Source organism: Streptomyces sp. NPDC021225 (assembly GCF_044332865.1).
Taxonomy (GTDB): domain Bacteria; phylum Actinomycetota; class Actinomycetes; order Streptomycetales; family Streptomycetaceae; genus Streptomyces.
Window position 1 is genome coordinate 305,829 of record NZ_JBIRPV010000008.1, and the last position, 23,978, is coordinate 329,806.

22 protein-coding genes are annotated in these 23,978 nt (G+C 70.0%); 9 read left to right on the forward strand and 13 right to left on the reverse strand.

Translation table 11 applies throughout. The features are described 5' to 3' along the window. Position 1: 1 nt before the first annotated feature. Positions 2–1,633 carry a glycoside hydrolase 43 family protein gene (locus ACH4S9_RS32100; protein WP_398375045.1) on the reverse strand — a complete coding sequence of 544 codons (1,632 nt, stop codon included), beginning with the start codon at positions 1,631–1,633 and terminating at the stop codon, positions 2–4. Between the two features lie 277 nt (positions 1,634–1,910). Between ACH4S9_RS32100 and ACH4S9_RS32105 the strand changes: the two genes are divergently transcribed. The 4 genes from ACH4S9_RS32105 to ACH4S9_RS32120 all read left to right on the forward strand — a co-directional run bounded on the left by ACH4S9_RS32105 (position 1,911) and on the right by ACH4S9_RS32120 (position 4,832). Continuing rightward, positions 1,911–2,588 carry a metalloregulator ArsR/SmtB family transcription factor gene (locus ACH4S9_RS32105; protein WP_311724039.1) on the forward strand — a complete coding sequence of 226 codons (678 nt, stop codon included), beginning with the start codon at positions 1,911–1,913 and terminating at the stop codon, positions 2,586–2,588. 98 nt (positions 2,589–2,686) lie between these two features. After that, on the forward strand, positions 2,687–3,079 hold the full coding sequence (locus ACH4S9_RS32110; protein WP_398375216.1) for a hypothetical protein: 393 nt from the start codon (positions 2,687–2,689) through the stop codon (positions 3,077–3,079). Next, positions 2,962–3,486 carry an aminotransferase class V-fold PLP-dependent enzyme gene (locus ACH4S9_RS32115; RefSeq protein ID WP_398375218.1) on the forward strand — a complete coding sequence of 175 codons (525 nt, stop codon included), beginning with the start codon at positions 2,962–2,964 and terminating at the stop codon, positions 3,484–3,486. Before ACH4S9_RS32110 ends, ACH4S9_RS32115 begins: the two co-directional genes overlap by 118 nt. A 71-nt stretch (positions 3,487–3,557) precedes the next feature. Next, entirely contained in the window at positions 3,558–4,832 is a 1,275-nt protein-coding gene (locus tag ACH4S9_RS32120; RefSeq protein WP_385338298.1) for an MFS transporter, read from the forward strand. A gap of 46 nt (positions 4,833–4,878) precedes the next feature. On the opposite strand, the gene ACH4S9_RS32125 is transcribed toward ACH4S9_RS32120, so the two are convergent. Further along, on the reverse strand, positions 4,879–5,319 hold the full coding sequence (locus tag ACH4S9_RS32125) for a MarR family winged helix-turn-helix transcriptional regulator (RefSeq protein ID WP_358842722.1): 441 nt from the start codon (positions 5,317–5,319) through the stop codon (positions 4,879–4,881). 97 nt (positions 5,320–5,416) lie between these two features. On the opposite strand from ACH4S9_RS32125, the gene ACH4S9_RS32130 reads away from it, so the two are divergent. Next, positions 5,417–6,340: a zinc-binding alcohol dehydrogenase family protein gene (locus tag ACH4S9_RS32130; RefSeq protein WP_398375048.1), complete on the forward strand. Its 924-nt coding sequence runs from the start codon at positions 5,417–5,419 to the stop codon at positions 6,338–6,340. Between the two features lie 84 nt (positions 6,341–6,424). Continuing rightward, on the forward strand, positions 6,425–6,931 hold the full coding sequence (locus ACH4S9_RS32135; protein WP_398375220.1) for a GNAT family N-acetyltransferase: 507 nt from the start codon (positions 6,425–6,427) through the stop codon (positions 6,929–6,931). A gap of 118 nt (positions 6,932–7,049) precedes the next feature. Here the strand turns inward: ACH4S9_RS32135 and ACH4S9_RS32140 are convergent, their stop codons facing one another. After that, positions 7,050–7,199, reverse strand: coding sequence for a hypothetical protein (locus ACH4S9_RS32140; RefSeq protein WP_398375050.1), 150 nt, complete (start codon positions 7,197–7,199; stop codon positions 7,050–7,052). A gap of 266 nt (positions 7,200–7,465) precedes the next feature. On the opposite strand from ACH4S9_RS32140, the gene ACH4S9_RS32145 reads away from it, so the two are divergent. Then, complete coding sequence (locus tag ACH4S9_RS32145; protein ID WP_398375051.1) at positions 7,466–8,893, forward strand: MFS transporter; 1,428 nt, start codon at positions 7,466–7,468, stop codon at positions 8,891–8,893. A gap of 90 nt (positions 8,894–8,983) precedes the next feature. Here ACH4S9_RS32145 and ACH4S9_RS32150 read toward each other — a convergent pair whose 3' ends face one another. The 7 genes from ACH4S9_RS32150 to ACH4S9_RS32180 all read right to left on the reverse strand — a co-directional run bounded on the left by ACH4S9_RS32150 (position 8,984) and on the right by ACH4S9_RS32180 (position 17,807). Beyond that, a complete protein-coding gene (locus ACH4S9_RS32150; RefSeq protein ID WP_398375052.1) occupies positions 8,984–10,375 on the reverse strand; it encodes a cytochrome P450 in 1,392 nt (463 codons plus the stop codon). A 184-nt stretch (positions 10,376–10,559) separates the two neighbouring features. Continuing rightward, positions 10,560–10,760 (reverse strand): winged helix-turn-helix transcriptional regulator, encoded by a 201-nt coding sequence (locus tag ACH4S9_RS32155; RefSeq protein ID WP_394816747.1) that lies wholly within the window; start codon positions 10,758–10,760, stop codon positions 10,560–10,562. 3 nt (positions 10,761–10,763) lie between these two features. Next, on the reverse strand, positions 10,764–11,381 hold the full coding sequence (locus tag ACH4S9_RS32160) for an ALF repeat-containing protein (protein WP_385338283.1): 618 nt from the start codon (positions 11,379–11,381) through the stop codon (positions 10,764–10,766). 174 nt (positions 11,382–11,555) lie between these two features. After that, complete coding sequence (locus tag ACH4S9_RS32165) at positions 11,556–11,846, reverse strand: hypothetical protein (protein WP_398375053.1); 291 nt, start codon at positions 11,844–11,846, stop codon at positions 11,556–11,558. Positions 11,847–12,653: 807 nt separating this feature from the next. Beyond that, complete coding sequence (locus tag ACH4S9_RS32170; protein WP_385338278.1) at positions 12,654–14,099, reverse strand: ThuA domain-containing protein; 1,446 nt, start codon at positions 14,097–14,099, stop codon at positions 12,654–12,656. A gap of 62 nt (positions 14,100–14,161) precedes the next feature. Further along, the gene (locus ACH4S9_RS32175) at positions 14,162–16,606 is read right to left on the reverse strand and encodes a PQQ-dependent sugar dehydrogenase (RefSeq protein ID WP_398375055.1); all 2,445 of its coding nucleotides are present in this window, start codon (positions 16,604–16,606) and stop codon (positions 14,162–14,164) included. Positions 16,607–16,868: 262 nt separating this feature from the next. Then, positions 16,869–17,807: a DMT family transporter gene (locus tag ACH4S9_RS32180; protein ID WP_311724049.1), complete on the reverse strand. Its 939-nt coding sequence runs from the start codon at positions 17,805–17,807 to the stop codon at positions 16,869–16,871. 157 nt (positions 17,808–17,964) lie between these two features. Between ACH4S9_RS32180 and ACH4S9_RS32185 the strand changes: the two genes are divergently transcribed. Next, positions 17,965–18,417: an Lrp/AsnC family transcriptional regulator gene (locus tag ACH4S9_RS32185; RefSeq protein WP_311724051.1), complete on the forward strand. Its 453-nt coding sequence runs from the start codon at positions 17,965–17,967 to the stop codon at positions 18,415–18,417. A gap of 190 nt (positions 18,418–18,607) precedes the next feature. Here ACH4S9_RS32185 and ACH4S9_RS32190 read toward each other — a convergent pair whose 3' ends face one another. From ACH4S9_RS32190 to ACH4S9_RS32200, 3 genes are all read right to left on the reverse strand, one after another. Next, positions 18,608–20,149: an MFS transporter gene (locus ACH4S9_RS32190; RefSeq protein WP_358842734.1), complete on the reverse strand. Its 1,542-nt coding sequence runs from the start codon at positions 20,147–20,149 to the stop codon at positions 18,608–18,610. 435 nt (positions 20,150–20,584) lie between these two features. Further along, on the reverse strand, positions 20,585–21,388 hold the full coding sequence (locus ACH4S9_RS32195; protein WP_398375057.1) for a DNA/RNA nuclease SfsA: 804 nt from the start codon (positions 21,386–21,388) through the stop codon (positions 20,585–20,587). Positions 21,389–21,558: 170 nt separating this feature from the next. Continuing rightward, positions 21,559–22,569, reverse strand: coding sequence for a helix-turn-helix transcriptional regulator (locus ACH4S9_RS32200; RefSeq protein WP_398375059.1), 1,011 nt, complete (start codon positions 22,567–22,569; stop codon positions 21,559–21,561). 548 nt (positions 22,570–23,117) lie between these two features. Between ACH4S9_RS32200 and ACH4S9_RS32205 the strand changes: the two genes are divergently transcribed. Next, complete coding sequence (locus ACH4S9_RS32205; RefSeq protein WP_311724057.1) at positions 23,118–23,864, forward strand: hypothetical protein; 747 nt, start codon at positions 23,118–23,120, stop codon at positions 23,862–23,864. Positions 23,865–23,978: the final 114 nt, after the last annotated feature.

Here is a 23,978-nt window from a genome sequence, read left to right on the forward strand (position 1 = left end):
GTCAGGGCGTGGACAGCTCGAACCGTGCGACCTTGACCGATCCGCCGAGTGCCTGGGTGGCGTGGTTGAAGATGGCGTAGCGGTAGCCCATGAAGAACCGCCAGTCGTTGCCCATGGTGAACGTGGGGCCGAGGCGGGTGAAGTTGGTGCCGTCGGTGCTGTAGGAGAAGGTGCCGGGCCGGGCGGCGCCGGGGTGGATGTCGGCGGTGGCGCGCAGCCATATGCGGCCGCCGGAGACGCCGGCGCTCGCGGCCTCGGTGCCGGTTCCGGTGGTGTTCCAGTTGCTGTCCATGGTGAGGCCGTTCACCATCACCGCCCTGGTGGTGCCGCCGTCCCGTTTGAGACCGATCCAGGCGGAGGAGTCGCGCAGCAGGGCGAGCCCGGCCCGGTCGCCGTCGCGCATCGCGGAGTAGTCGAGCTGGATGGTGGCGGTGGACGTGGGCCCCTGGATCCGGTGGGTGAGGGTGTTGCGGGCCCAGTACAGATCGCCGGTGACCGTCGCGGTCTGGAGCGTCAGTCCGTTGTTCACGGACCACTTGCTGTTGTCGGGGTTGTGGTTCCACTCCCACTTCGGCTTGAGGGTGGTGCCGTCGAAGGTGTCGACACCGGTCATCGGGGCGACCTGGCGGGGTGGGGCCGGGACGGCGGGGCTGGGGTACGAGGCGCCCCAGGCGCCGTTCACGAGCTGGATGAGGGGCCAGCCGTCCGAGGTCCAGGTGACCGGGGCCAGTACGGGGATCCGCCCGCCGGGGTACGCGTCCACGAACGCCATGTAGTGCCAGGCCCCGTTCTGCGTCTGCACGAGTCCGCCCTGGTGCGGCACCCCGCCGCCGGAGACCGGGCCGCGCAGGTCGAGCAGGACCTGGCGCAGCGTGTAGGGCCCGAAGGGGCCGCTCGTCGACTTCAGGATGTACTGGCCGTTGGCCGGGCGGGTGAGGAAGATGTAGTAGTTCCCGTTGATCTTGTAGAAGCGGGAGCCCTCCAGGGTGCCGATGCTGGAGGGCGTGTTGAACACCTGCTGAGTGCGGACCTGGGTGCGTCCGTCCGGGGAGAGCTGGGCGACGCTGATGGTGGTGTTCCCGTACGCCACGTACAGGGTGTCGTCGCTGTCGACGAGCAGGCCCGCGTCGTAGTAGGCGTTGTCGATCGTGGTGAGTCTGGACCAGGGCCCTTCGACGGCGGCGGCAGTGTAGATGTAGGTCTTGGCGAAGTCGATCTGGCCGAGCCAGAGATACGTCCTGTTGCTCGGACGGTAGGCCAGTGACGAGGCCCAGATGCCCCGGACGTAGCCGCGTGCGCCGTTGAGGTCGTACTTGGTGCCGAAGTCCAGGACCGGTACCGAGTGGCCGGCGAACTCCCAGTTGACCAGGTCGTACGAGCGCAGGATCGGCGCCCCCGGGGAGTAGTGCATCGTGGAGGCCGAGTAGTAGTAGGTGTCACCGACGCGGATGATGTCGATGTCCGCGAAGTCCTGCCAGAGCACGGGATTCCCGTACTGTGCGGCGGCGGCGGCCGAGGGCGTGGGCGTCACCGCCTGTGCGGCCGCGGTGCCCGGCAGGGCGGCTCCTGCGGTCAGGCCGGTGGCCGCCGTCAGTACGTTCCGGCGCGTGTGTTCTTGATGGAGCCATGACATATTGATCGCCTCCTTGTGTGACGGGACGAAGAGGTGCCAGGGCGGGGATCGCTGTGCCGGTGCGGCTGCTGCTGTGCTCGGTTCGGGCGGAGCGTACGGGCCGCTGCGGCCAAGCCTTCGTTCGGAGCGTCGAACGTCGGCCGGTCCGTCGGGTGACTTGGATGATAGGCGCCTCACGGGGAGCGTCAACGCCTTTGGCGATTCGGCCTTCGCCACCGCGCGTGGTCATCGCCTCCAGCATCATCTACGATATTCCATGGATTTATGGAGGAAGCCTATGGCGGGAAACACCACGGCCGGTCCGAAGGCGCAGCTATATGATGCCTTCGCGGCCAGCGGCAAGGCGCTGGCCAGCGGAAAGCGTCTGGAACTGCTCGATCTGCTCGCTCAGGGCGAGCGCACGGTCGATGCCCTGGCCAAGGCGGCGGGGCTGAACCTGACGACGGCCTCGGCGCATCTTCAGACCCTCAAGCAGGCCGGGTTCGTCGCCACCCGCCGCGAGGGCGTACGCATCCACTACCGGCTCGCCGGCGACGACGTGGCCCAGTTGTTCGCCCTGCTGTGCAAGGTCGCCGAAGCCCACCAGGCCGCCGTGCCCGCGGCGCGGGACGCCTACCTCGGTGAGGACGGCGCGGCGGAGGTGACCCACGAGGAACTGCGCGCCCGCGTGGCGGCCGGGGACGTGGTGGTGCTGGACGTACGGCCGGCGGAGGAATACCGGGCCGGGCACATTCCGGGTGCGGTGTCCATTCCGGTCGGGGAACTGGCCGAGCGGATCGGCGAGTTGCCCGAGGAGGCGGAGATCGTCGTCTACTGCCGGGGCGAGTACTGCGTGCTCGCCTACGACGCGGTGCGGCTGCTGACCGACCTCGGCCGGCGGGCCATCCGCCTCAACGACGGCATGCTGGAGTGGCGGCTGGCCGAACTGCCCGTCGACGCCGGGGACCTGGCGTGAACGGTGGCCACCCGGCCCTTCCTCCGGGGCTGACCGGCGCACCGGTCTACCTGGACTACAACGCCACCACCCCCGTTGACCCCCGCGTGGCCGAGGCGATGTGGCCGCACCTGACGGACTTCTTCGGCAACCCCTCCAGCAGCCACCACTACAGCGCCGAGCCCCGGTGGGCGCCGGCCGAGGCCCGGGCGCAGGTCGCCGCCCTGGTCGGGGCCCGCGCCGACGAGGCCGTGTTCACCGCCTCCGGCTCCGAGGCCGATCTGCTCGCCCTGTGCGGCACGGCCCTCGCACACGGATGCGGGGCGCTCTTCCACTGCGACGCCGCCCAGGCGGTGGGGAAGATCCCCTCGACGTCGAGGAGTTGGGCGTGGACCTGCTCACCGTCGTACGGCACAAGATGTGCGCCCCGAAGGGTGCGGCCGCGCTGTACGTGCGCGACGGGCTGCGGCTGGAGCCGGTCGTCCACGGCGGCGGCCAGGAGCACGGGGTGAGGGCCGGGACGGAGAACGTCGCCCTGGCCGTGGCCCTCGGCGCCGCCGGGCTGGCCGCGGACGACCTGGCCGACGGCGCTCCCGCCCGGATCGCGGCTCTGCGTGACGAACTCCACCAGCGCCTGGCGGCGGCGCCGCCCGGCTGCGTCCGCCTCAACCGCCCAGAACGGAAGCGCCTGCCGAACACCCTGAACGTCAGCATCGACGACGCACTCGGCCATGAACTCCGCGCCGCCGCCCACGGGATCGCGGCCTCGACAGGCTCGGCCTGCCACCGCGGCAACCACACTCCTTTCGATCTGGCCCGCTCGCTCGGGGCACTGCGGCTGTCGCTGGGCCGCTGGTCCACGGCGGACGACATCGAGACGACGGCGGACGCAGCCATCAAGTCGGCCACCGAGCGCTGACCCCCACCTCCCCCTGCACAGGCCTCACCTCGGATAACACCACCGCCCCACCTACCGCCACCGGAAGAGACATGACCAGATCCGCACCAGGCGCCGGCACCACGGGCGCCGCATCCGACATATTCGACGCCGCCCAGGCACAGCGCCGCATCCTGCGTGTCCTGGTCGCCTCCCAGACCCTCAGCGGGGCCGGACTCGCCGCCGGCGTCACCGTCGGCGCCCTGCTCGCCCAGGACATGCTCGGCACCACCAGCCTCGCCGGACTGCCCAGCGGCCTGTTCACCGCCGGATCCGCACTCGCCGCCGTCGCCGTCGGTCGCATCTCCCAAGCCCGCGGCCGCCGTCCCGGCCTGGCCGCCGGCTACTTCACCGGAGCCATCGGCAGCGCCGGTGTCATCACCGCCGCCGCCCTGGACAACCCCGCCCTGCTGTTCATCGCCCTGTTCGTCTACGGCGCCGGCAGCGCCACCAACCTCCAGGCCCGCTATGCCGGAGCCGACCTCGCCCACCCCAACCACCGCGCCCGCGCCGTGTCCACCGTCCTGGTCGCCACCACCCTCGGCGGCGTCGCCGGCCCCAACCTCGCCGCACCCACCGGCGACCTCGCGGAAACCCTCGGTGTCCCCGGCCTGGCCGGCCCGTTCCTGCTGTCCGGCGCCGCCTACGCCCTGGCCGCGCTCGTCCTCGCCGTCCGGCTGCGACCCGACCCGCTGCTCATGGCCCGTACCCTCGCCGCCGAACAGAGCGGCAGCTCCGCCACCGACGCGTCCCCGGCCGCCGACCACGCACACGAAGGCCGCGGAAGCGTGGTCCTCGGCGCGCTCGTCATGATCCTCACTCAGCTCGTCATGGTCGCGATCATGACGATGACCCCGGTCCACATGCACGACCACGGTCACGGCACCGCCGCCTCAGGTCTCGTCATCGCCATCCACATCGGCGCCATGTACCTGCCCTCACCGGTCACGGGCTGGCTCGTCGACCGCTACGGCCGGCTGAAGGTCGCCGCCGCGTCCGGGCTCACCCTCCTGGCTGCGGGCATTCTCGCGGCCATCGCTCCCGACGACTCCGTCGCCCTCCTCGCGCTCGCCCTGGCCCTGCTGGGACTCGGCTGGAACTTCGGCCTCGTCTCCGGTACGGCGATCATCACCGACGCCGTGCCGCTGGCCACCCGCGCCAAGACCCAGGGAATGGTCGACGTCTCCATTGCCATCGCCGGCGCCACCGGTGGACTGACCTCCGGCATCGTCGTCGCCACCACCAGCTACCCCATCCTCGCCCTCACCGGTGGCGTCCTCGCCCTCGCGATCCTGCCGGCCATCGCCGCGACCGCGAGCAGCCGATGAACCAACCCGCTTCACCGCCTCAGGGCGGGGGCCGCCGCCCGCCGGATCACCGTACGCCGCTGATCCTCCGCAGCATCTCCAGGAACTGCTCCCGTTCGGCTGCCGAGAGCGGAGCCAGGAGTTCGTCGTTGGCCCACTTCCCCGCCCGCGTGCACTCCTCCAGGCGGCGCTCGCCCTCGGCGGTGAGACTCACCGCGTTCTTGCGGCGGTCGGCCGGGTCGGGGGCGCGCACGACGAGGCCTGCCGCCTGAAGATCGTTGAGGATGCCGACCATGTCCTTCGGGTCGAGCGAGACCGTCCTGCCCAGTTCGGCCTGGGCGACCGGGCCGAGATCCGCGACCGCGGCAAGGACCACGTGATGCCACATCTTCATGTCGTGTCGCGCGAGCGCCTCAGCGACCAGGCCGCGCCCACGGGCCGCCGCCCGGCCGAGGAGCCAGCTCGGGAGGGCGCTGATTCGGCTGGGCGCCGAGGGGTTCTCTGCCATGCGCGGCAGCGTACCGAGAAAACGTTGGAGTTCCCAATGATCTCCGGATACTGTTGGGAACTCCAATGAATCTCAAGGATGTCGGAGGCGATCGCGCATGCGGCGTATTCGGTATGAAAACATCGGCGGACCCGAAACTCTGTTCCAGGAAGAAGTCCCCGTCCCGGACCCCGGAGCCGGTGAACTGCTCGTCAGGACCGAGGCGATCGGCGTCACGCTCCCCGTCGTACGCAAAGTGCGCGAGGGTACGCAGCCCATCCCGCTCGGCGGCGAGCTGGCCGGTGAAGTGGTACGCGTCGGCCAAGGCGTGAGCGGATACGCGCCGGGCGACCGGGTCACCGGCCTCTGCTTCGGGTACGGGTACGCGGAGTACGCGCTGCTGCACACCGCGATGGCCTCACCCGTCCCGGCGGGCGCCACCGCCAAGGACGCCGTGGCGCTGGTCCGCAGCGGTGTGGTGGCGCTCGGCGCACTGGAGGCCGCGCGCCCGGAGAAGGGCGAGTCGGTCCTGGTCACCGCGGCGGCGAGCGGGGTCGGCCATCTCGCCCTACAGCTAGCCCGGCTGAGGGGTGCCTCACGCGTCGTCGCCGCCGTGAGCGATCCCGCCAAGGCGGACTTCGTGCGCTCCGTCGGCGCCGATGCCGTGGTGACATACGAACAAGATGGCTGGGGCGAGCCGGTCGATATCGTGCTCGACGCGGTCGGCGGCGAACTGCTCACCCCCGCCGTCAAAGCGCTCGCGCCCGGCGGACGGCTGGTCGCGTACAGCTCGGGCGGCGGCACCATCGAGGCGTACGACCTCCTCGCCGGTGGCAAGTCGGCCATCGGGTTCCAGGTGGCGATCGTGGCCAGGACCCGGCCTGAGCGGTATGCGGGGTGGATCGAGGAGCTGTGGAGGCTGTTCGGCGAGGGCGCGCTGCGGCCCACGGTCCACGCGGAGTTCGCCCTCGCGGACGCGGCACGAGCACACGCGACGATCGAGGGCCGGGCCAATCGGGGAAAGGTCGTCCTCGTGCCCTGAGGACTGATCCGACGGCGAATCTTCTCGTAGTGTCGGATGGTCATCAGCAGCGGGAGCGGTCGGGCAGGAGCCAGCGTGGGCGTCATGAAGATCGGGGCCATCGAGACGAGCGGACTGAGCCTCGTACCGCTCGCTGTCGAGCACGCGGACGAGATGGCCGAGGTGCTCTCCGACCCTGCTCTGCATGCCTTCATCGGCGGTGTCCCGCACTCTCCACAGGCTTTGCGTTCACGGTATGAACGCCTGGTCGCCGGTTCACCTGATCCCTCCGTGACCTGGTGGAACTGGGTGATCCGGCTGCGCGAGGAGAAAAGCCTGACCGGGACGGTGCAGGCGACGATCAGCGCCGGCGAGCACGGGTGTGCGGCCGAGGTCGCCTGGGTGGTCGGGGCTCCGTGGCAAGGGCGCGGGATCGCCACCGAGGCGGCGCGAGGGCTGGTTGCCTGGCTACAGGAACAGGACATGCAGGCGATCTGTGCCCACATTCATCCGGATCATCATGCGTCCGCTGCCGTTGCCACTGCTGCCGGCCTGGCTCCCACCGGTCAGTGGCACGAAGGCGAGATCAGGTGGGAACTTCCGGCGAGGTAGCAAGCCACCGGCCCGGAGCGCCCAGGTCGGTGGCAAGAGCGGCGTGGGGGCAGCCGAGATACGGCCGGAAGGGATAGCAGGGCGATCTTGAAGCTGAATCACCCTGTACGCGCGACATTCAACGGGGTTCGCCGGTGTCGCGAAAGCTGTGCATGGTGAGGTCGTTGTTGATGGCGGAGGCCTGACGGATCGTGCCGAGTCCGGTGTCGGGCAGAGTGTCGGGCCAGTCGGCGGGTTCGACGAGGTGGTGCCGTCCAGCGAACAACACTGTGGCCAGGAGCGAGGCGCTTGGGCACCACGAGGGTGTCGCCGGCGCGCACGGCAGCCAGCGCCTGGTCATCCCTCCTTCGGGACGCCGAGGCCGAGCAGGATCTGGGGATCCCCTTACGAACGGCTCAAGAGGCCCCGCTATCTCTTTCGGCCGTATCTCGGCTGACCCTCGGCGTGCCTCACGAGCCGCCACTTGAACCGTCAAAGTGTGCCTTACTGTGACTTTTGGTGTAGGGCCTCCGTGGACGGGATGGAGTTGGGGCCGTGGCGTTCGCGGAATCGGCCGGTGGCGGCGAGCCCATGCCCTCTCCCGAGGCGGCACCGGAGCCCGAGCGAGAGTCCTGGGCACCGCTGCTGGCGGTGTGCGCCGGCTACTTCATGGTGATCCTGGATGTGACGATCATCAATGTCGCCGTGCCGGTGATCGGCCGGGAACTGTCGGCCTCGCTCACCGGTATCCAGTGGATCACCGATGGATACACCCTGGTCTTCGCCGGGTTCCTGCTGACCGGTGGCGCGCTGGGCGACCGGCTGGGCAACCGCCGGGTCTTCTGCTCGGGCGTGGCGGTGTTCACCGTGTCCTCAGCCGCGTGCGCACTGGCGCCCAGCGCCCCCTTCCTGGTCGCGGCCCGGCTGGTGGAGGGGCTCGGCGCGGCGCTGATCGTGCCCGGTTCCCTCGCCCTGCTCCAGCAGGCCTACCCGGCACCGACGGCACGCTCGCGGGCCTTCGGGCTGTGGGGTTCGATGGCGGGCATCGCAGCCTCCGCCGGGCCGCTGCTGGGCGGGTTGCTCGTCACCGTGGTGGGCTGGCGCTGGGTGTTCCTCATCAACCTGCCCGTCGGTGCGGCCTGTCTGGTGCTGACGCTGCGGCATGTGGCACGCTCGCCCCGGCGCGCTGCCCGGGCCCTGGACTGGCCGGCGCAGTGCGCGGTCGTGGCGGCGGTGGCGCTGCTCACCGCGGCGCTCAACGAGGCCGGACGGCGGGGCTGGTCCGATCCGGCTGTACTCGCCGCGGTGGGCCTGGCCGTGCTGGCCGGCGCGGCGTTCGCGGTGCGCGAGCGGCTGGCCCGGTCTCCTGCCCTGCCGCTGAACCTGCTGCGCTCTCGCGCGATGAGCGGCGGAGCCGTCATCGGGCTGCTGTTCAACTTCGGCTTCTACGGCATGGTGTTCACCGCCAGCCTCGAATTCCAGCATCAGCGCGGCTTCAGCGCCCTCGGCACCGGGCTGGCGCTGTTCCCGGCCGTGGCGATGACCATGTTCGCCTCCGCCCTGTCCGGGAGGCTGACCCGTCGCACCGGCGACCGTCCGCTGGTCATCTCCGGCATGCTCCTGGCTGCCCTGGGGCTCGCCGGCTGGGCCGCGGCGGGGGCCGACCCCGACTACCCGCTGCTGGTGGCCCCGATGATGGCCGCGGGGTTCGGCACCTCCTTCGCCCTCACCGGTTCGACCGCCACCGTGATGGGCGCCGCACCCCAGGCGTACTCAGGGGCGGCCTCCGCCCTGTTCAACACCACCCGCCAGATCGGCAGCGCCACCGGCGTAGCACTCGGCGGCAGCCTGCTCGCCATGGCCACCGACTACTCCACCGGGCTGCGCACCAGCATGGTCATCGGCGCGTTCGCCTACCTGGCCGCCGCCGCCATCGCGTGGTCGTGCGTTCCGACGCAGTCCCAAAAACGTAGGGAGACTTGAGGCAGTCGGGCAGGCCGCGACGGTCTTCGCCCCGCCATCAGCGCCCCCGGCTCCGGCGCACCCTTGAGAGCCCGCAGGTGACCTGGCGTCCTATGAGCCGTCCGGAGTGGGTGTGATGGTGGCGGGCGCCGGGCCGTCGGGGCGGACGGTGAGCCCGAAGACGGCCGAGGTCGGGGTGGTGTGGAAGGAGGGGGTGAAGGCGGGCAGCAGGTGTTCCAGGAGCACGGTCATCTCGCGCATCGCGAACTGTGCGCCCAGACAGGCTCGTGCGCCGATGCCGAAGGGGTAGTACGCGCCGTGCCGGGAGGAGGGACGGCTCTCGTCCGCGGCGGTGAACCGCTCGGGGTCGAATCGCTCGGGCTCGGGCCACAGCGCCGGGTCGCGGTGGGTGAGGTACGGGCACACGAAGATGTCGGTGCCGGCCGCGATGCGGTAGCCGGCGAGGGTGTCGTCCTCCGTGGCGTGGCGGGGCATCAGCCATACCGCCGGATAGAGCCGCAGGGTCTCCGAGGCGAGCGCCCGGATGGCACTTTCGCGTTCGGGTGAGCCCGCGGGTCCCGTGCTCAGCGCCCAACGGCGGGCCTCGGGGTGGCGGTCGAGCAGCAGATAGAGCCACGACAGGGTCTTGGCAGTGGTCTCGTAACCGGCGGCGAGCAGGGTGACCAGCTCGTCGCGGATCAACTGGTCGGTGTATTCGGGGTGGGTCGCCCCGGCGTCCACCAGGACGCGCAGCAAGCCGGGGCCTTCCGGGCCCGCCTCTCCTCGGCGGGCGGCCGCGATCGCGTGTTCGGCGACGGCGTCGATCCTCGCGAGGTCCGCGGCCACGGCGGCGCGCAACTCGGCTGCGCCGGCCGACCCGGAGGGGGTGGTCGGCAGGGCGGCCCCCACCGCCTCTACTGCGGCGAGTTCGCGGTTCGTGATCTCGTCGAGGGGGTGGCCGGTGAGAGAGCGCCAGACGGTGTCCAGAGCGAAGAAGCGCATGTCCTCGCCGACATCGGTCGGCGTGCCGGTACGGACGCACTGCGCCCAGTGGTCGGCGGCGCGGCGCGCGGCGCCGGCGATCCGCTGCTCGTAGCGGCGGATCCCCGCTCCGGTGAACTGGGCTTGGAGCAGGCGGCGCTGACGCTTCCACGGCTCCCCGACGGCAGAGAGCACCCCGTCCCCTACCAGCACGCGGGCCCGGTGGGAGCGCTTGACGTAGCGGTCGGGATGAAGGGCGAGGACGTGCTGCACCGCCTGCGGATCGGTGACCAGCACCGTGGGGCGCGGGCCGAGGCGCACCGCGCTGACCCCGCCGAGCTCGCGCGCCTGGGCCAGCAAATCGACCACCGCCCCCGAGGAAGCCCGCCACCGCTCGACGGCCGCCGCGTCGAGCTCCGGAGGCAGGGGAACGGAGCCGGGCCGGGGGGACGGAGAGGGGACGCCTTGCGGGGCTGCGGTGGCCAATGTGCTCTCCTGCTCGATGACTGCGTACCTGGACATGGGGGATAACGAGCGGCGGAGCCGGTCGATGACATCTCACCCGGCTTTCCAGCAAGCTACAGGTCTGCGGGAGAGTGCGACCGTGGCCAGGAACGTACGTCGAAAGGCCCTCCGGCAGGGTCCTGCGGCGGCGCACCGTGCCGGCCGGGCCAGGCGGCAGGCCCCGTCGCCGGGTGTGGTCGGCTCAGCGGCTGCCCGGGCGGGCGAGGTCGACTTCGGCCGCGAGTCTGAGGACCTGGCCGCCCACCAGCGCCTCCAGCCGGCGGCGGGCGGTGAGGAGGGAGGTGTCGGCGCGGTGGGCGAGGTCGGTGGAGGAGGCTCGTCCGTCCTCGAGCAGCGCGGCGATCAGCTGGTGGGCGACGGGCAGGAGGGCGGAGGTGCAGATCTGCTAGGCATCCACCTCGTACTGGCCGTGCTCCAGGAAATACCGCAATGCCTCCGGCGTGCCGATGTCAAGGGCCCGCTCCGCCGCCGCGCGGAGCGCATCACTGGTGGTCGGACTGGCGAGGATGCGGAAGATCGCGACGCGGTCGTCCTCGGCCTGGGCGAGGCGGTAGCCGGTCTCCAGGAAGGCGCGCAGGGTTTCTGGAGTGCCCTCGTCGAGGGCCTTGTTGGCCTCTCTGACAACCGCCTTGTCGTTGTTCTGTTGAGCGAGGGCGAGGATGCGGAAGACCGCGACGCGGTCGTCCTCGAACTGGGCTGCCCAGCGGCCCGTCTTCAGGAAGTACCGCTGGTCCTCGATGGTGCCGTCCATGGCCGCCTGCGCGGCGGCGTAGACGGCCTTGCCGGTGCCGGGGGCGGCGATGATGCGCATGATCGCGACCCGGACGTCGTCGTCGGACATCTCGTCCACGGGCGTGGTCGAGTCCTCCGCGTCCGACGTCGCCGCCACGCTGGTGGTCGAGGCGCCGGTCGCGTCAGTGGCGAAGGCAGGAGTGGCGGCGAGGAGCAGCGCCGGTGTCAGAGCGGTGGCCGCGAGGGTCAGGGCAGCGCGGGTCAGTCTCACGTGTGAACCTTCCTTGCGAACGTCGAGCAGGGGACTTCACGCAGAACCGAGGGATGGCACACGTCCTCAGGAAGCGGCGGCACATGGCCCGCCCTGAGCCTTGGTGCCCCATCCGCCGGTGCGAAAATGGTCGCTCTGAACGCGCTGGAGATCATTGCCGGAATCAGGCAGTCTTTACGGTTTGTTGTTGCCGTTCAGGCGGGGGCACACCCCGACGCTCCCAGGGAACGGGGGCCGTCCGCCGCCGTGCTGCTGCCCGCCGGGCCGTTCACGCTGGGGCGGAGGTGCGGAATTCGGCCCACACCACATGAGGGCGTCCACGGTGAAGGTGCCGGCCCGCCAGCGCAGGCCCGGGTCGATGCCGGGGAACGGCGCCGCGGCCCCGCCGGCCGCCAGCCGCTGGGCCCGGTGCAGGATGTCGGCGCGAAGTACGGCCTGCATGCGCGGCCAGTGCGGTGCGATCACGAGGGACCAGTACGTGTGCACGGCGTCGGCGACGCGGGTGAGCAGGCCGACGGGGTCTTCGTACGCCTGCTGGAGGCCGGGGGGGGGGGGGGGGGGGGCCCCCCCCCCCCCCCGGGGGGGGGGCCCCCCCCCGGAATAACGCCCACGGGCGGCGGTGCCCGCCCCGCGGTGTAAGAGGGGTGGTTTGTGGGGGGCGGGGCGTGGCGGCCCGCCCCCCGCCCCCCCCCCCCCGCCCGCCCCCCCCCGCCCGCGCCCCGGGGGCCCGCCGCGGCCCCCGCCGCACTGCCGCACCGCTGGTGGCCTGGATCAGCTCCGTCTTCACGCGCTCGGCCGGCGTTGCCCGCGCAGCGGTGAACTCGTCGTCGATATCGGGGGACGGGCCGATCGGGTGCGGGGTCAGGAAGTCGGGGATGCGCCGATGCGGGCCGACCAGCGATTGCAGCAACGGCCAGTCGAGTTGCCGTAGCAGCGGGGTGCATCGGCGCAGAGAGTGCCGATGTTCGGCGTGCCGGACCGGGTTCTGCCACGCCCACAGGCTCAGAACAGTCTCCTGGAGGGGCGAACACGCGAACCAGACCGAGGCGAGGTCGTCCAGGTGGAGCCGTAGCCGCAGCATTCGGCCCAGAGTAAGAGGTCACGCAGATGGGCGCGGTGAGGGGGCCGAGCAGCTGCGTCCCGACCTCGGGGACCAGGGCCCGCTTCCGAATGGGTGGATGAGGTGGCGGCGGGGAGGAGGCAGCGTACTCCTTCCCGCCGCCGGCCGTCCCTACGACTCCCCTCGGGCCGTAGGGACGGCGGACCGGGCGGCTAGCGGTGGTGGTGGCCGCCGCTCTTCGCCGGCAGGTCCTTGACGCGGATGTTGCGGAAGGAGACCTCGTCCCCCTCCCCGTGGTTCTGGACGCCGACGTATCCCTGCCGCAGGCTGCGCGCCGGGTCCTGGTTGGTGAAGTCGTTGATCTTCACGCCGTTGAGCCAGATCCGCAGCCGCTCGCCCTGCACCCGGATCTCGTAGGTGTTCCACTCTCCCGGCGGGTTCAGCGCCGCGTCCCGCTTGGCGAGGTCGGCGGACTGGAAGCCGTAGACGGACCCGGTGGTGCGATCGGGGGCGTCCGTGGCGTCGATCTGCACCTCGTAGCCGTTGTCGACCGCCGACCAGGGGTCGTCGGAGGCCGGGAAGCCGATGAAGACACCGGAGTTGTCGTCGCCCGACACCTTCCAGTCGAGCTTGAGCGAGTACGAGCGCAGTTCGCGCGCCTGGTACCAGAGCAGGCCCATGCCGCCCGTCGAGGTGAGGGTTCCCGACGCGGTGTCGAGAGTGAAGCTCCCCGGGCCCGCCTGTTTCCAGCCGTCCGTCGAGGTGCCGTCGAACAGCGGGCGGTAGCCCTGTTCGGGGCGGCAGTCGGCTTGGGCGGCGTCGGTGGCGTAGCGGATGCCGCCGAGCAGGTGCTGCCGGAAGGCGGGGTCGGCGTAGGACTCCTTGGTGTGGCCGAAGCCGGTGTAGAAGGCACGGCCGCCGCGGTAGTCCTGGCACCAGGAGATGGGGTGGTCCTGCCCCATCGCCCCGCCCTCATAGGAGGCTTCGTCGAGCGAGGCGAGGACCTTCACCCGGTCCCGGGGATTGGCGCGATAGTTGTACCACTCGTCCGTCCGCTCCCACTGCGGTCCCAGATGCGCCGTCGCGGGATGGGCCCGATCCTCGACGTCCACCGTGGCCTGCTGGATCGCCGGGTGGGACTGGAAGTACGCCCCGACCAGGCCTTCGTAGAAGGGCCAGTCGTATTCGGTGTCGGCTGCGGCGTGGACGCCGACATAGCCGCCGCCCGCCCGCACATAGCGCTCGAAGGCGGACTGCTGGGCGGGGTCGAGGACGTCGCCGGTCGTGGAGAGGAAGACGACGGCGGCGTAGCGGGCGAGGTTGTCGGGGGTGAAGGCGGCGGCGTCCTCGGTGGCGTCGACGGCGAAACCGCCCTGCGCGCCGAGTTCCTCGATGGCGGCGATGCCGTCGGGGATCGAGTCATGGCGGAAGCCGGCCGTCTTGGAGAAGACCAGTACGCGGTCCGATGGGTCCGACGAACCCGCCGCGGCCGATGACGCGGCGGCCCTGGACGGGGCGGGCCCGGACGCGGCGGCGGGCAGCGCCGTCAGGGCGAGCAGCAAGGTGGCCGCCCCGACGGCGGCGAGGCGCGCCGAGCGCGGGGATCCGGTGTGGCGTCTGGAACGAGGCCCGGGATGCGGAGAAGAGTGCGGGTGCATGTCCGTTGTGTTCCTTCCTCCGGGCCGGGGGCGGCCGCGCGGACCGCCCCCGGCCCTGTTCGTCAGCCGGTGCCGATCGTGAAGTCGTCCACGTCGAAGAGCGCTCCCTCGCCGCCCTTGAAGACGAGACAGAGAGTGGTGCTACCGGTCGGGGGGTTCCGCAGTGTGGTCTTGACGTCCTGGAAGGTCTCCCAGCCGCCGGTCACCGGCACGGTGACGGTGCCGAGCAGCGGTCCGGTCGGGGATCCGGTGCGGATCTCCAGCGTGCCGCCGGCGCCCGCCGAGGAGACCCGGGCGGTGAAGTCCTTGGCGTTGCCGAGCACATACGGGGTGAAGGAGATCCAGTCGCCGTTGTGGATGTCGCCGACCGTCTTGCCGCCGTTGGCCGGCGCGTGGGAGATCACCGAGACGCCCTGGCTGTCGCCGTAGTGCTCGGCCTGCCGGTGCTTGGGCTGGACCCTGCTCTGGTCATGGGTGGTCAGCGGCGGCTGGCCGCCCCCGCCCCCGTCGGTGTACTCGGCGTCGAAGACCCCGAAGATGTTGGCGTTGGGGTCGTGCTCCCCGTCGGCGTTGGTCCTGATGGTGCCGGAGCAGCCGTTCGCCGTGGTGACGGGGTGGCCGTGGCTGTCGTGGCCGAGGATGTAGGTGACCTTGACCTTGGCGCAGTCGATGGTCCGGTCCTCGGGGTCGGTCACCTTGACCTCGAACGGGACCTCGTCGCCGAAGGTGAACAGCTGACCGTCGGCGGGCAGCCGCAGCGTCACCTTGGGCGCGGTGTTGCCGACCGTCAGGTGGACGCTGGCGCTGCCGGTGCGCCCGGAGGGGTCCTTGACGGTGACGGTAGCGGTGTAGGTGCCGTTCTTCCGGTAGGTGTGCGTGGGGTTGGCGGCGCTCGATGTGGTGCCGTCGCCGAAGTCCCAGCTGTAGGCGAGGGCGTCGCCGTCGGCGTCGGAGGTGCCCGCCGAGGAGAAGGCGACCCTCATGGGCGCCCTGCCGGAGGTGCGGTCGGCGCTCGCCTCGGCGATCGGTGAGTGGCCGCCCGTGGCGTTCTCGATCCGGTAGAGCGCGGAGTGCTCGTCCCCGTTGAAGTAGCCGAGGCCGTAGTCGAGGACGTACAGCGCGCCGTCCGGGCCGAAGGCCGAGTCCATGACCTGGGTGCCGCGCCACGGGAAGTCGTTGATCTTCTGCACTGTGCCGTCGTCACCCTGCTCGATCCGCTTGATCCACTGGCGGCCGAATTCGCCCGCGAAGAAGTCCCCGTCGTAGGACTCGGGGAACTTGACCGGGGAGTCGAGCGAGGCGTCGTAGCGGTAGACCGGCCCGGCCATCGGCGACTCGGAGCCGGAGCCGAACTCGGGTACGGAGTCGTTGTCGTACGGAATCCAGGCGGGCTGGGCGGGAGGCAGTTCGGTGAGCCCGGTGTTGTAGCGCGAGGTGTTCCTGGGCGCGGCGCAGTCGAAGGTCGCACCGGAGGTGCCGGTGGCGAAGTCGTAGTCCAGGTACGGCTTGTTGTCGGCGATGCAGTACGGCCAGCCGTAGTTGCCGGGCTTGGTGATCCGGGCGAACTCGACCGCGCCGCCCGGTCCCCGCTTGGGGTCGGCGGCGCCCGCGTCCGGGCCGTAGTCGCCGACGTAGACCGTGCCGGTCGGTTTGTCGACACTCATCCGGAAGGGGTTGCGGAAGCCCATCGCGTAGATCTCGGGCCGGGTCTTCTCGGCGCCGGGCGCGAAGAGGTTGCCGTCCGGGACGGTGTACGTACCGTCGTCGGCCACCTTGATCCGCAGGATCTTGCCGCGCAGGTCGTTGGTGTTGCCCGCGGAGCGCCGGGCGTCATAGGCGGGGTTGCGGCCCTCCCGCTCGTCGATGGGGGTGAAGCCGTCGGAGGCGAACGGATTGGTGTCGTCTCCGGTGGAGAGGTATAGATTGCCGTCGGTGTCGAAGTCGATGTCGCCGCCGACATGGCAGCAGATACCGCGTGAGGCGGGCACGTCGAGGACCTTCTTCTCACTGCTCAGGTCCAGGACGCCATCGGTCTTCAAGGTGAAGCGGGAGAGCCGGTTGACCCCGTCGAACCTGGCGAAGTCGGCGTCCGTGCCCTCGTTGGGGGCGTCGCCCGAGGGGGTGTCGAGCGGCGGCGCGTAGTAGAGGTAGATGGTGCGGTTCTCGCTGAACTGCGGGTCGATGCCGACGCCCTGGAGCCCCTCCTCGTCATGGGAGTAGACCGGGAGCTTGCCGGACACCATGGTGTCGCCCGCCGCGTCGGTCAGCCGCAGGGTGCCGTCGCGCGAGGTGTGCAGCACCGAGCGGTCCGGCAGTACGGCGAGCGACATCGGCTCACCGGTCTCCTCGGCCCCCTTGGCGAGGGTGACCTGCTGGAACTCCTCGGCGGCCGGGGCTGGTTGGTCCGCGACCGCCGGCGGAGCGCTGAACGCGAGCCCCGCGCCGACGAGCAGTCCGCTCGTGACGAGCGCGAGGGGCCCGCGCAGTCGAAGCCTTTTCCTGTGCACGCTGATCCTCCGTGGAAAGAGGGGGTGTACGGGCGGGCCGTCAGGCCACTGTGGCTGGCACAGGCGCGCGCCGTCGCGCCGGGGTGACCGGTCCGGGGAGAGGGGACCCCCTATGTGACCGGTACATCTCAAGGACCGTAGCGGTGTTTGTCCGGTTCGGAAACCCCTTTGACGCAAGCGGGCCGAGCTTCATCCACAGGCAGGATAAAGCCGGGGGCGCGGTTGTCTTCCCCGACCGGGGGCGCCCGGTGGAGGGACTCCTTCAGGTGCGCTCGCCGACCAGAGTCGGTTCGGGAGCTTCGGGTTCCACGATGGCCGTTCGGCGCTCGACCAACCCGAGCGCCACTCCCGCGACGATGATCACGCCGCCGAAGACCTGCGCGAGCCGGACCGTCTCTCCGTTGATCACCACGGCACCGAGCACACCGAACACCGGCACCAAGTTGAGGATGTTGACCGCGACGCTCGAGGTCATCCGGCGCAGACCGTAGTTGTAGAGGAGGAAGCCGCCGACGGAACACGCCACGGCCAGATAGGCGAGCAGCGCAGAGGCCGTGGCATCCGGCACCCGCCAGTCCCCGATCTCCAGGAGCGAGGCGAGCAGGAAGCCGGCGGCGCCCGCCACGGTCTGGTAGTAGGTGAGGTTCACCGCGTCCTGCCCGCGACCCGCGTACTTGCCCAGCACGTTGTACCCGGCCCACACCAGCCCGCCGAGCAGCAGCAGGACATCGCCGAACCAGCGTGCGGTGCCTCCGACTTCCGCCCCGTTGCGTACGACCAGGAAGGCTCCCGCCGTGGCGAGCAGCACACCGCTGACCCGGAGCAGCGGCATCCTGGTCCGGAAGACCACCAGTTCCAGGAGCATGGTCATCAGCGGATACGAGGCCACGATCAGGGAGGCGTCGGAGGCGGTCGACAGCTCGACGCCGATGTTCTCCAGCACGAAGTAGACCAGAATGCCGAGCAGGCCGCTCAGGTAGATCAGCCGTCGCTGGCGGGCATCCGGCCGGGCTACCGGGTTGCGGCGCATACGCACCATGATCGCGAGCAGCGCGGCGGCGATCGTGAAGCGGATGGCCCCGATGGTCAGCGGCCCGACGTCCGCCAGCACCTCCTTGGTCACCGCGTACGAGCTGCTCCAGAACAGCGCGGCCGCCACGACGGAACCGATCGCCAAGATCCTGGTCTTCCGCTCGTCCACCCCTGATGCCCCTTCCCGTCCGAACTCTCCGATTCCGCCCGACCGCATGGCGTAGATGCGAATCATAGACGGAAACATCGCGGGGATGCTAGCAATCGGTCCGTGGATATGGCACGCTGGCCGAACATAATTCGGCGTTCTGGGGGCTTGGCGGAATATGGACGAACTAGATTCGGCGCTGCTGCGGCTTCTTCAGCAAGATGGTCGGCGCACCAACCGGGATCTGGCACAGGAGTTGGGAATCGCCCCCTCCACCTGTCTGGAGCGGGTGCGCTCCCTCCGTGAGCGCGGCGTACTGCTCGGATTCCACGCCGAGGCGGACCTCCCTTCGATCGGCCGGGGGTTGCAGGCGATCATCGCCGTGCGGGTACGGCCGCCGACGCGTGCGGTCATCGAGCAGTTCCAGGCCTTCGTGGCTCGGATGCCCGAGGTGATCGCGGTCTTCGTGCTGACGGGCACCGACGACTTCCTCATCCATGTGGCGGTTCGCGACGCCGACCATCTGCACTCGGTGGTCCTGGACAAGCTGACCGAGCGAAAGGAGCTCGCGGACGTACGCACCTCGGTGGTCTACGGGCACCTGCGCAAGAACGTCATCGAGCCGATGTGAGGCCCGGCTTGATGGTGACAGGAGTGTGGGGTCAGCCCGCAACACGACGCAACACGATGTTCGGCGGCCAGTCCCTGCTCTTGGAGGGGCGCGCGGTGCGCGGGCAGGCAGGTCCCGCTGAGGTCCTCGGGGTCTTGCGAGGGGGAGTCGGCGCACCGCGCGCGGTTTCGGGAGTGCTCAGCCCGAGGGGTCAGCCCATGTGAACGGCGGGGGCTCCGTCCTCGGTGTGCTGCCGTTCGGCGTTGATGGCCAGCACGGTGATGGCAAGCCCCGCGAGGAACATGGCGCCCGCGGCGGCGAAAGCCATGGTGTAGCCGTGGGTCAGAGCCTCGCCGGCGCGGCTCGCCAGGCCGACGTCCTTGGTGGCGAGCGCTCGGTAGAGAGTGGTCGCCGCGTCGGGGAGCTTGTCGTTGGCGGCCGAGGTGGCGATCGTCGACAGCACGGCGAGGCCGAGAGCGCCGCCGATCTGCTGGGCGGTGTTCAGCAGCGCCGACGCGATGCCCGTGTCGTGGTGGGCGACGTCGCTGACCGCGCCGAGGGTCATCGGTACGAAGCTCATGCCCAGGCCGAGGGCGGTGACGAACATCGCGGGCATGAGGTGCGCGGCATAGGAGGAGCCGGGCTCCAGAGTGGCGAACCAGAACATGCCGGCGGCCCCGACCAGCAACCCCGGGCCGGCGATCAGCCGGGGTGCGAAGTGCGTGACCAGCTTGGAGCTGATGCCGGCTGCTGTGGCCATCCCGAAGCTGAAGGGGAGGTAGGCGAAGCCGGTCCTCACCGGGCTGTAGCCGAGGATCAACTGCATGTACAGCGTCAGGAAGTAGAACGTGGCGAACATGCCCGCGCCGATAAACAGCATCGTGGCGTAGCTGCCGGAGCGGCTGCGGTCCTTGAGCAGGCGCAGCGGCATCATCGGGTCTGCGGTGCGGGCCTGGAGCAGCAGGAACGCGCTGAGCAGTACGGCCGCTCCGACGAAGGAGGTCAGGGTCAGTGCGTTGGTCCAGCCGTGCTCGCCACCCCGGGTGATGCCGTAGACCAGGGCGATCAGACCGCCGGTGCCGGTGACGGCGCCGGGTATGTCCAGGCGGCCGGGGTGGCGCTCCGCCTCGACGAGGGTGTTCGTGCCGACGAGCACGGCCAGGCCGATGGGGATGTTGACGAAGAACACCCAGCGCCAGTCCAGGAGATCGGTGAGCGTGCCGCCGAGCAGCAGGCCGACCGTGGCGCCGACGCCGCCCATCGCCGCGTACACGCCCATCGCGGTGTTGCGCGACTTGCCCTGGGGGAACGTGGTGGTGATCAGAGCCAGGGCGCTGGGTGCGGCGAGCGCGGCGCCGACGCCCTGTAGGACGCGGGCGGCGATCAGCAGGCCCTCGCCCGGGGCCAGGCCGCCAAGCAGCGAGGCCAGGGTGAAGACGGCGATGCCGGCCCGGAACATGCGCCGTCGTCCGAAGAGGTCACCGGCCCGTCCACCGAGCAGCAGCAGTCCGCCGAAGGCCAGCGCGTAGGAGTTGACGATCCAGGCGAGGTTCGCGTCGGTGACGTTCAGGTCGGTCTGGATGGCGGGCAGCGCGATGTTGGTGATGGTGGCGTCGAGGACCACCATCAGCTGGGCGGCCGCGATGACGATCAGGGCCAGCCCGAGGTGACGGCCCCGCCCCGGCGGCGCGGTGGGCGTATCGGCCGGTGCGACGGCTGCGGCCGCGCGGTCGGTGGACATGCCGGTAGACATGAAAGAGGGCTCCAGAGGAGAGTGAATTGGCACTGCCGCGCAAACGCTTCGTTGTGGAAGTCTGCGGCAGCGGCGGAAAGCGGCATCGCGGATGCGAATGAGAAAGACCCTAGCATCGTCCGCTGCTTGGTTCGGACCGAGACGGATATGACGAAAGTCCGGCTTGACAAGGTGAGTTGCTGTGTGGGCACTGAAAATCTACCGGATCGCCCCGGGGAATAATGCACGCCAAATGGCCACCCGACTCGGATATCGGATGGCCTGTAAATTGAGGAGAAATGAAAGTCTTCAGGTGGGGAGTTTGGCCGGGGTGCGGTGCCGTAAGCGGAATTGTTGAACTGCCGCGTTATTCCGGCCGATGCTTCTCGCCGCGGCATCGCCGTGCCCCGAAGGCGGAGACCACTTCTTCCCCGTCGCCTCCGGCTTTGTGAGGGATCAGTGTCGGTCGGCGGGCCTCGCGGGTCGTTGGGTGAACTGGGCGGTGAGTTCGGTCTGACGGCCGACGCGGACGCCGTTGGCGTCGAGGAGGAAGTTCACCTGCCAGATCTCGACGCCCTGGTCGACGGCCGCGGCGACCTTCGTCCGGACGGCGGCCTGTCGGGTGCTGGGGTTGGGTCCGACCTGGAAGCCAGGGTTGTCGTAGAGGAAGCAGACGATAAGGATCGCGCGCTGGTGGCCGCCGAGGCTGTCGCCGAGTTCGCCGATGTGCCGGATCATGCGGTCGGTGGAATCGAAGGGAGCCTGCCTGCGTGTCCTGATGTGTCTGCCCAGCGGGGCCTGGACGTGCTGGAGCGGCGTCTTGACCTCGATATAGGTGTCGTCGTTGACGAGGAAGTCGAGGCGGGAGTGGCCCAGGGCCTGCTCGCACAGCACGGTCCGGGCGGTAATCATGTCGGTCAGGAGGTTGTGGCGCAGGGCGGTCTCGATAGAGCGGTTGGCGGCGTTCTGGTTGATGCCGATCCAGGTGGGCTCGGGGGCGTCGGGTGGGTCGAGGGAGATGGCCTCGACGGTGTGGGTGGTTTTGCGGGCAGGGTTGTCGCTGCGGGACAGCAGGCACGGCAGGCCGTCGAGGACGAAGTTGCCAATCCGGCCGGTGGTGGGGCAGTGGCAGGCCACGGATGTGCCCGTGATGTCGGCCTCGATGATGAACCGGTTGGGGCGGCGGATGATCGTCGCGGGCTGTAGTGGCGCGGCGAAGTGGATCATGCCGTCGGTCACATGGATGTCCTCGGCGGGCATGGCGGTCTTCTTCTCCTTTCCTGTGTCCTGACTCCACGGGCAGCGCCGGCGTGGTTCACCGGCATGTCCGAGAACGCGGCCTCCGGTGTCGGGATCGGCCCCTGACCTGCGGCAACAGGTGCCCGGCGACGGGCTGTGAGCAGCGGTGCGGATGCCTGTGCGCAGACCATTCAGGAACCGTCCGGTGGACGAGCGAGGGTGGCCGGGGCGGTTGGGGGGTAGAGGGCCGCCGTTGCCTGGGCCGTCGCCCGGAGTGCGTCCTGGAGCTCGGGTGGATCGACGACCTCGACCTTCGGACCGAAGGACAGCAGGGTGGTGGCGTGGCCGAGGGAACGGAACTGCAACGTCAGTTCGGTCGCCTCGGTGTCCGGGCGGCTGTGTGTGCCTGCGGGGGCTGCGAGTTCGGTGTGGTGGACCCGCAGGAACCGGGCGAGGGTGTCAGGGGCCACGCGGACCGTGACTTTTACCGGTCGCTCCACGTTCTCCACCTCGCGTCGCAGGTCCCGCCACACGTGTTGTAGCTCCACGCCAGGGCGGAGACGGGCTTGCTCGGACAGGACGCTCGCGGTCACGACCCGATCGGCGCGGAAGAGCTTCGGCCGCGTCTGGTGGTCGGCTACCAGGTACCAGACGCCGGCCTTGTTCACGAGCCCGTAGGCATCCAACGTGTAGGAGCGTTCGCTTCCGTCACGGCCGTGGCGGTAACGGACGCGCAGCCGCTGGTCGCCGAACACCGCGTCCTGTAGGCAGGCCAGCCCCGGGACCGGAGCGGGAGTGGCGCCGGTGTGCCACCGGTCGGGCTCGATGAGCACTCGGCGGCTGGCCAGGTCGGCTTCCGGGCGGTGGACCTCGGGGAGCACTGCCATGATCTTGCGGAGGGCGGACCCCATGGCCTGGCCCAGCCCGAGATCGGCGTGGGCACTGTCGGACAGGAGCACGAACAGCGCCCGTGTCTCGTCCGCCGTGAGGCCGCTGACGTCCGTACGGTAACCGGGTACCAGCGCGATGCCGCCGTGCGGCCCGCGCTCCGTGTAGACGGGGACGCCGGCCGCTGACAGGGCCTCGATGTCACGCATCACCGTCCGCACGGACACCTCAAGGCGCTCGGCCAGTTCCCTGGCGGACGTCTGCCCGTGCGTTTGCAGCAGGAGCAGGAGGGCCAGTAGCCGCTCCGAACGCACAGCCCACCTCCTTGTTGTCTCCGATGATTCGGCCACCGGGCGGCGACCATCGGGGCGAAGTCCTTCCAGAACTCCCGGTAGCCTTACTTGCCGGTCACCTCACCGGCCGGCAGGTTCTCCAGCGCGTCGACGTCTCGGGCGAACGGTTGTCAGTCATCGCGCTTCTCCTCGGGGTCATCACTCGATGGGAACACTCCCACCGTAAAGCTGCATTTATGACATCTAGCGTCATATATAGAAGAGAGATCTTTTCCGTCGACGCGGCGATGCCCGACCGTCCAGTCGAGCGCTCGCCGACCACACAGGGCTCTCCACTGATCACGGAACGCGCGAACACCGGGTTGGCCGCCGTCTGAAGATCCGTCCCGCGCTTCGCGGGTCACGTACGGCGGGCTCCCGGCGGTGCTGGGCTGGGATTGACCGGTACAGGTCCGTGGCTCGGGTGTGGGCCTGGCTGTGGTAGCCGTACCCGTAGCGCTCCTTGGGCGTATGCCACGATCAACCGGCAGGCGAGAGCCGCCGTGGCAGCAGCGGAAGGGATCCGTGCCATGTTCTCTGTCGAAGATCGGGACCGCCTCCGAGAACGTCTCATCCAGTTTGCCGAAGCTGACGAGGCGGTCACTGGAGCGGCTCTCACCGGGTCACAAGCCAACGGGCACAGCGACGAATGGTCGGACACCGACCTGGTTCTCGCGATCCGCGACGAACTCGCTGTGTCCTCGAGCCGCTGGACACAGTGGCTCCACGACGAGTTCGGCGCCCTGCATCACTGGGACCTGCCGGCCGATCGCAGGATCATCCGCGTGTTCCTCTTGCCCGGCTGGCTGGAAGTCGACATCAGCTTCTGTCCCGAAGAGGAGTTCGGCCCACGAGGCCCGCAGTGGCGGACCATCTTCGGTGAGGAACGATCCCTGGCCCCCTTCCCGCGGCCCGACCGTGACGCCCTGATCGGCCTCGCCTGGCACCACGCTTTGCATGCCCACATCTCCGTCCAGCGAGGCCGGGCATGGCAGGCTGAATACTGGATCAGCGCCTTACGTGATCATGTTGTGGCACTGGCGTGCCTACGCCTCGGCCATACAGCCGTCCACGCGAAAGGCGCCCACCTGCTCCCGATGACAATGACTGTGCCACTTGAAGCAACGCTCGTCCGCTCGGTCACAGAACCGGAGCTACGACGGGCCTTGAAGGCAGCGGTTACGGTGCTGACAGACGAACTCGAGCGTGCCGACTCCCAACTCGCCACAAGGCTCGGCCCCATGTTGGCTGAGCTGGGAGAGCGGAGTCAGGAGTGAACCACGCCTTCTCAGTGAGCAAGCCGGGCGTGGCCGGAGCGGATCGCGGAGACCGCGGCGGCGGTACCTGGTTCTTGCGCGGTGCACCACGAGGTTCTGCGGAGGGCGCCCGTC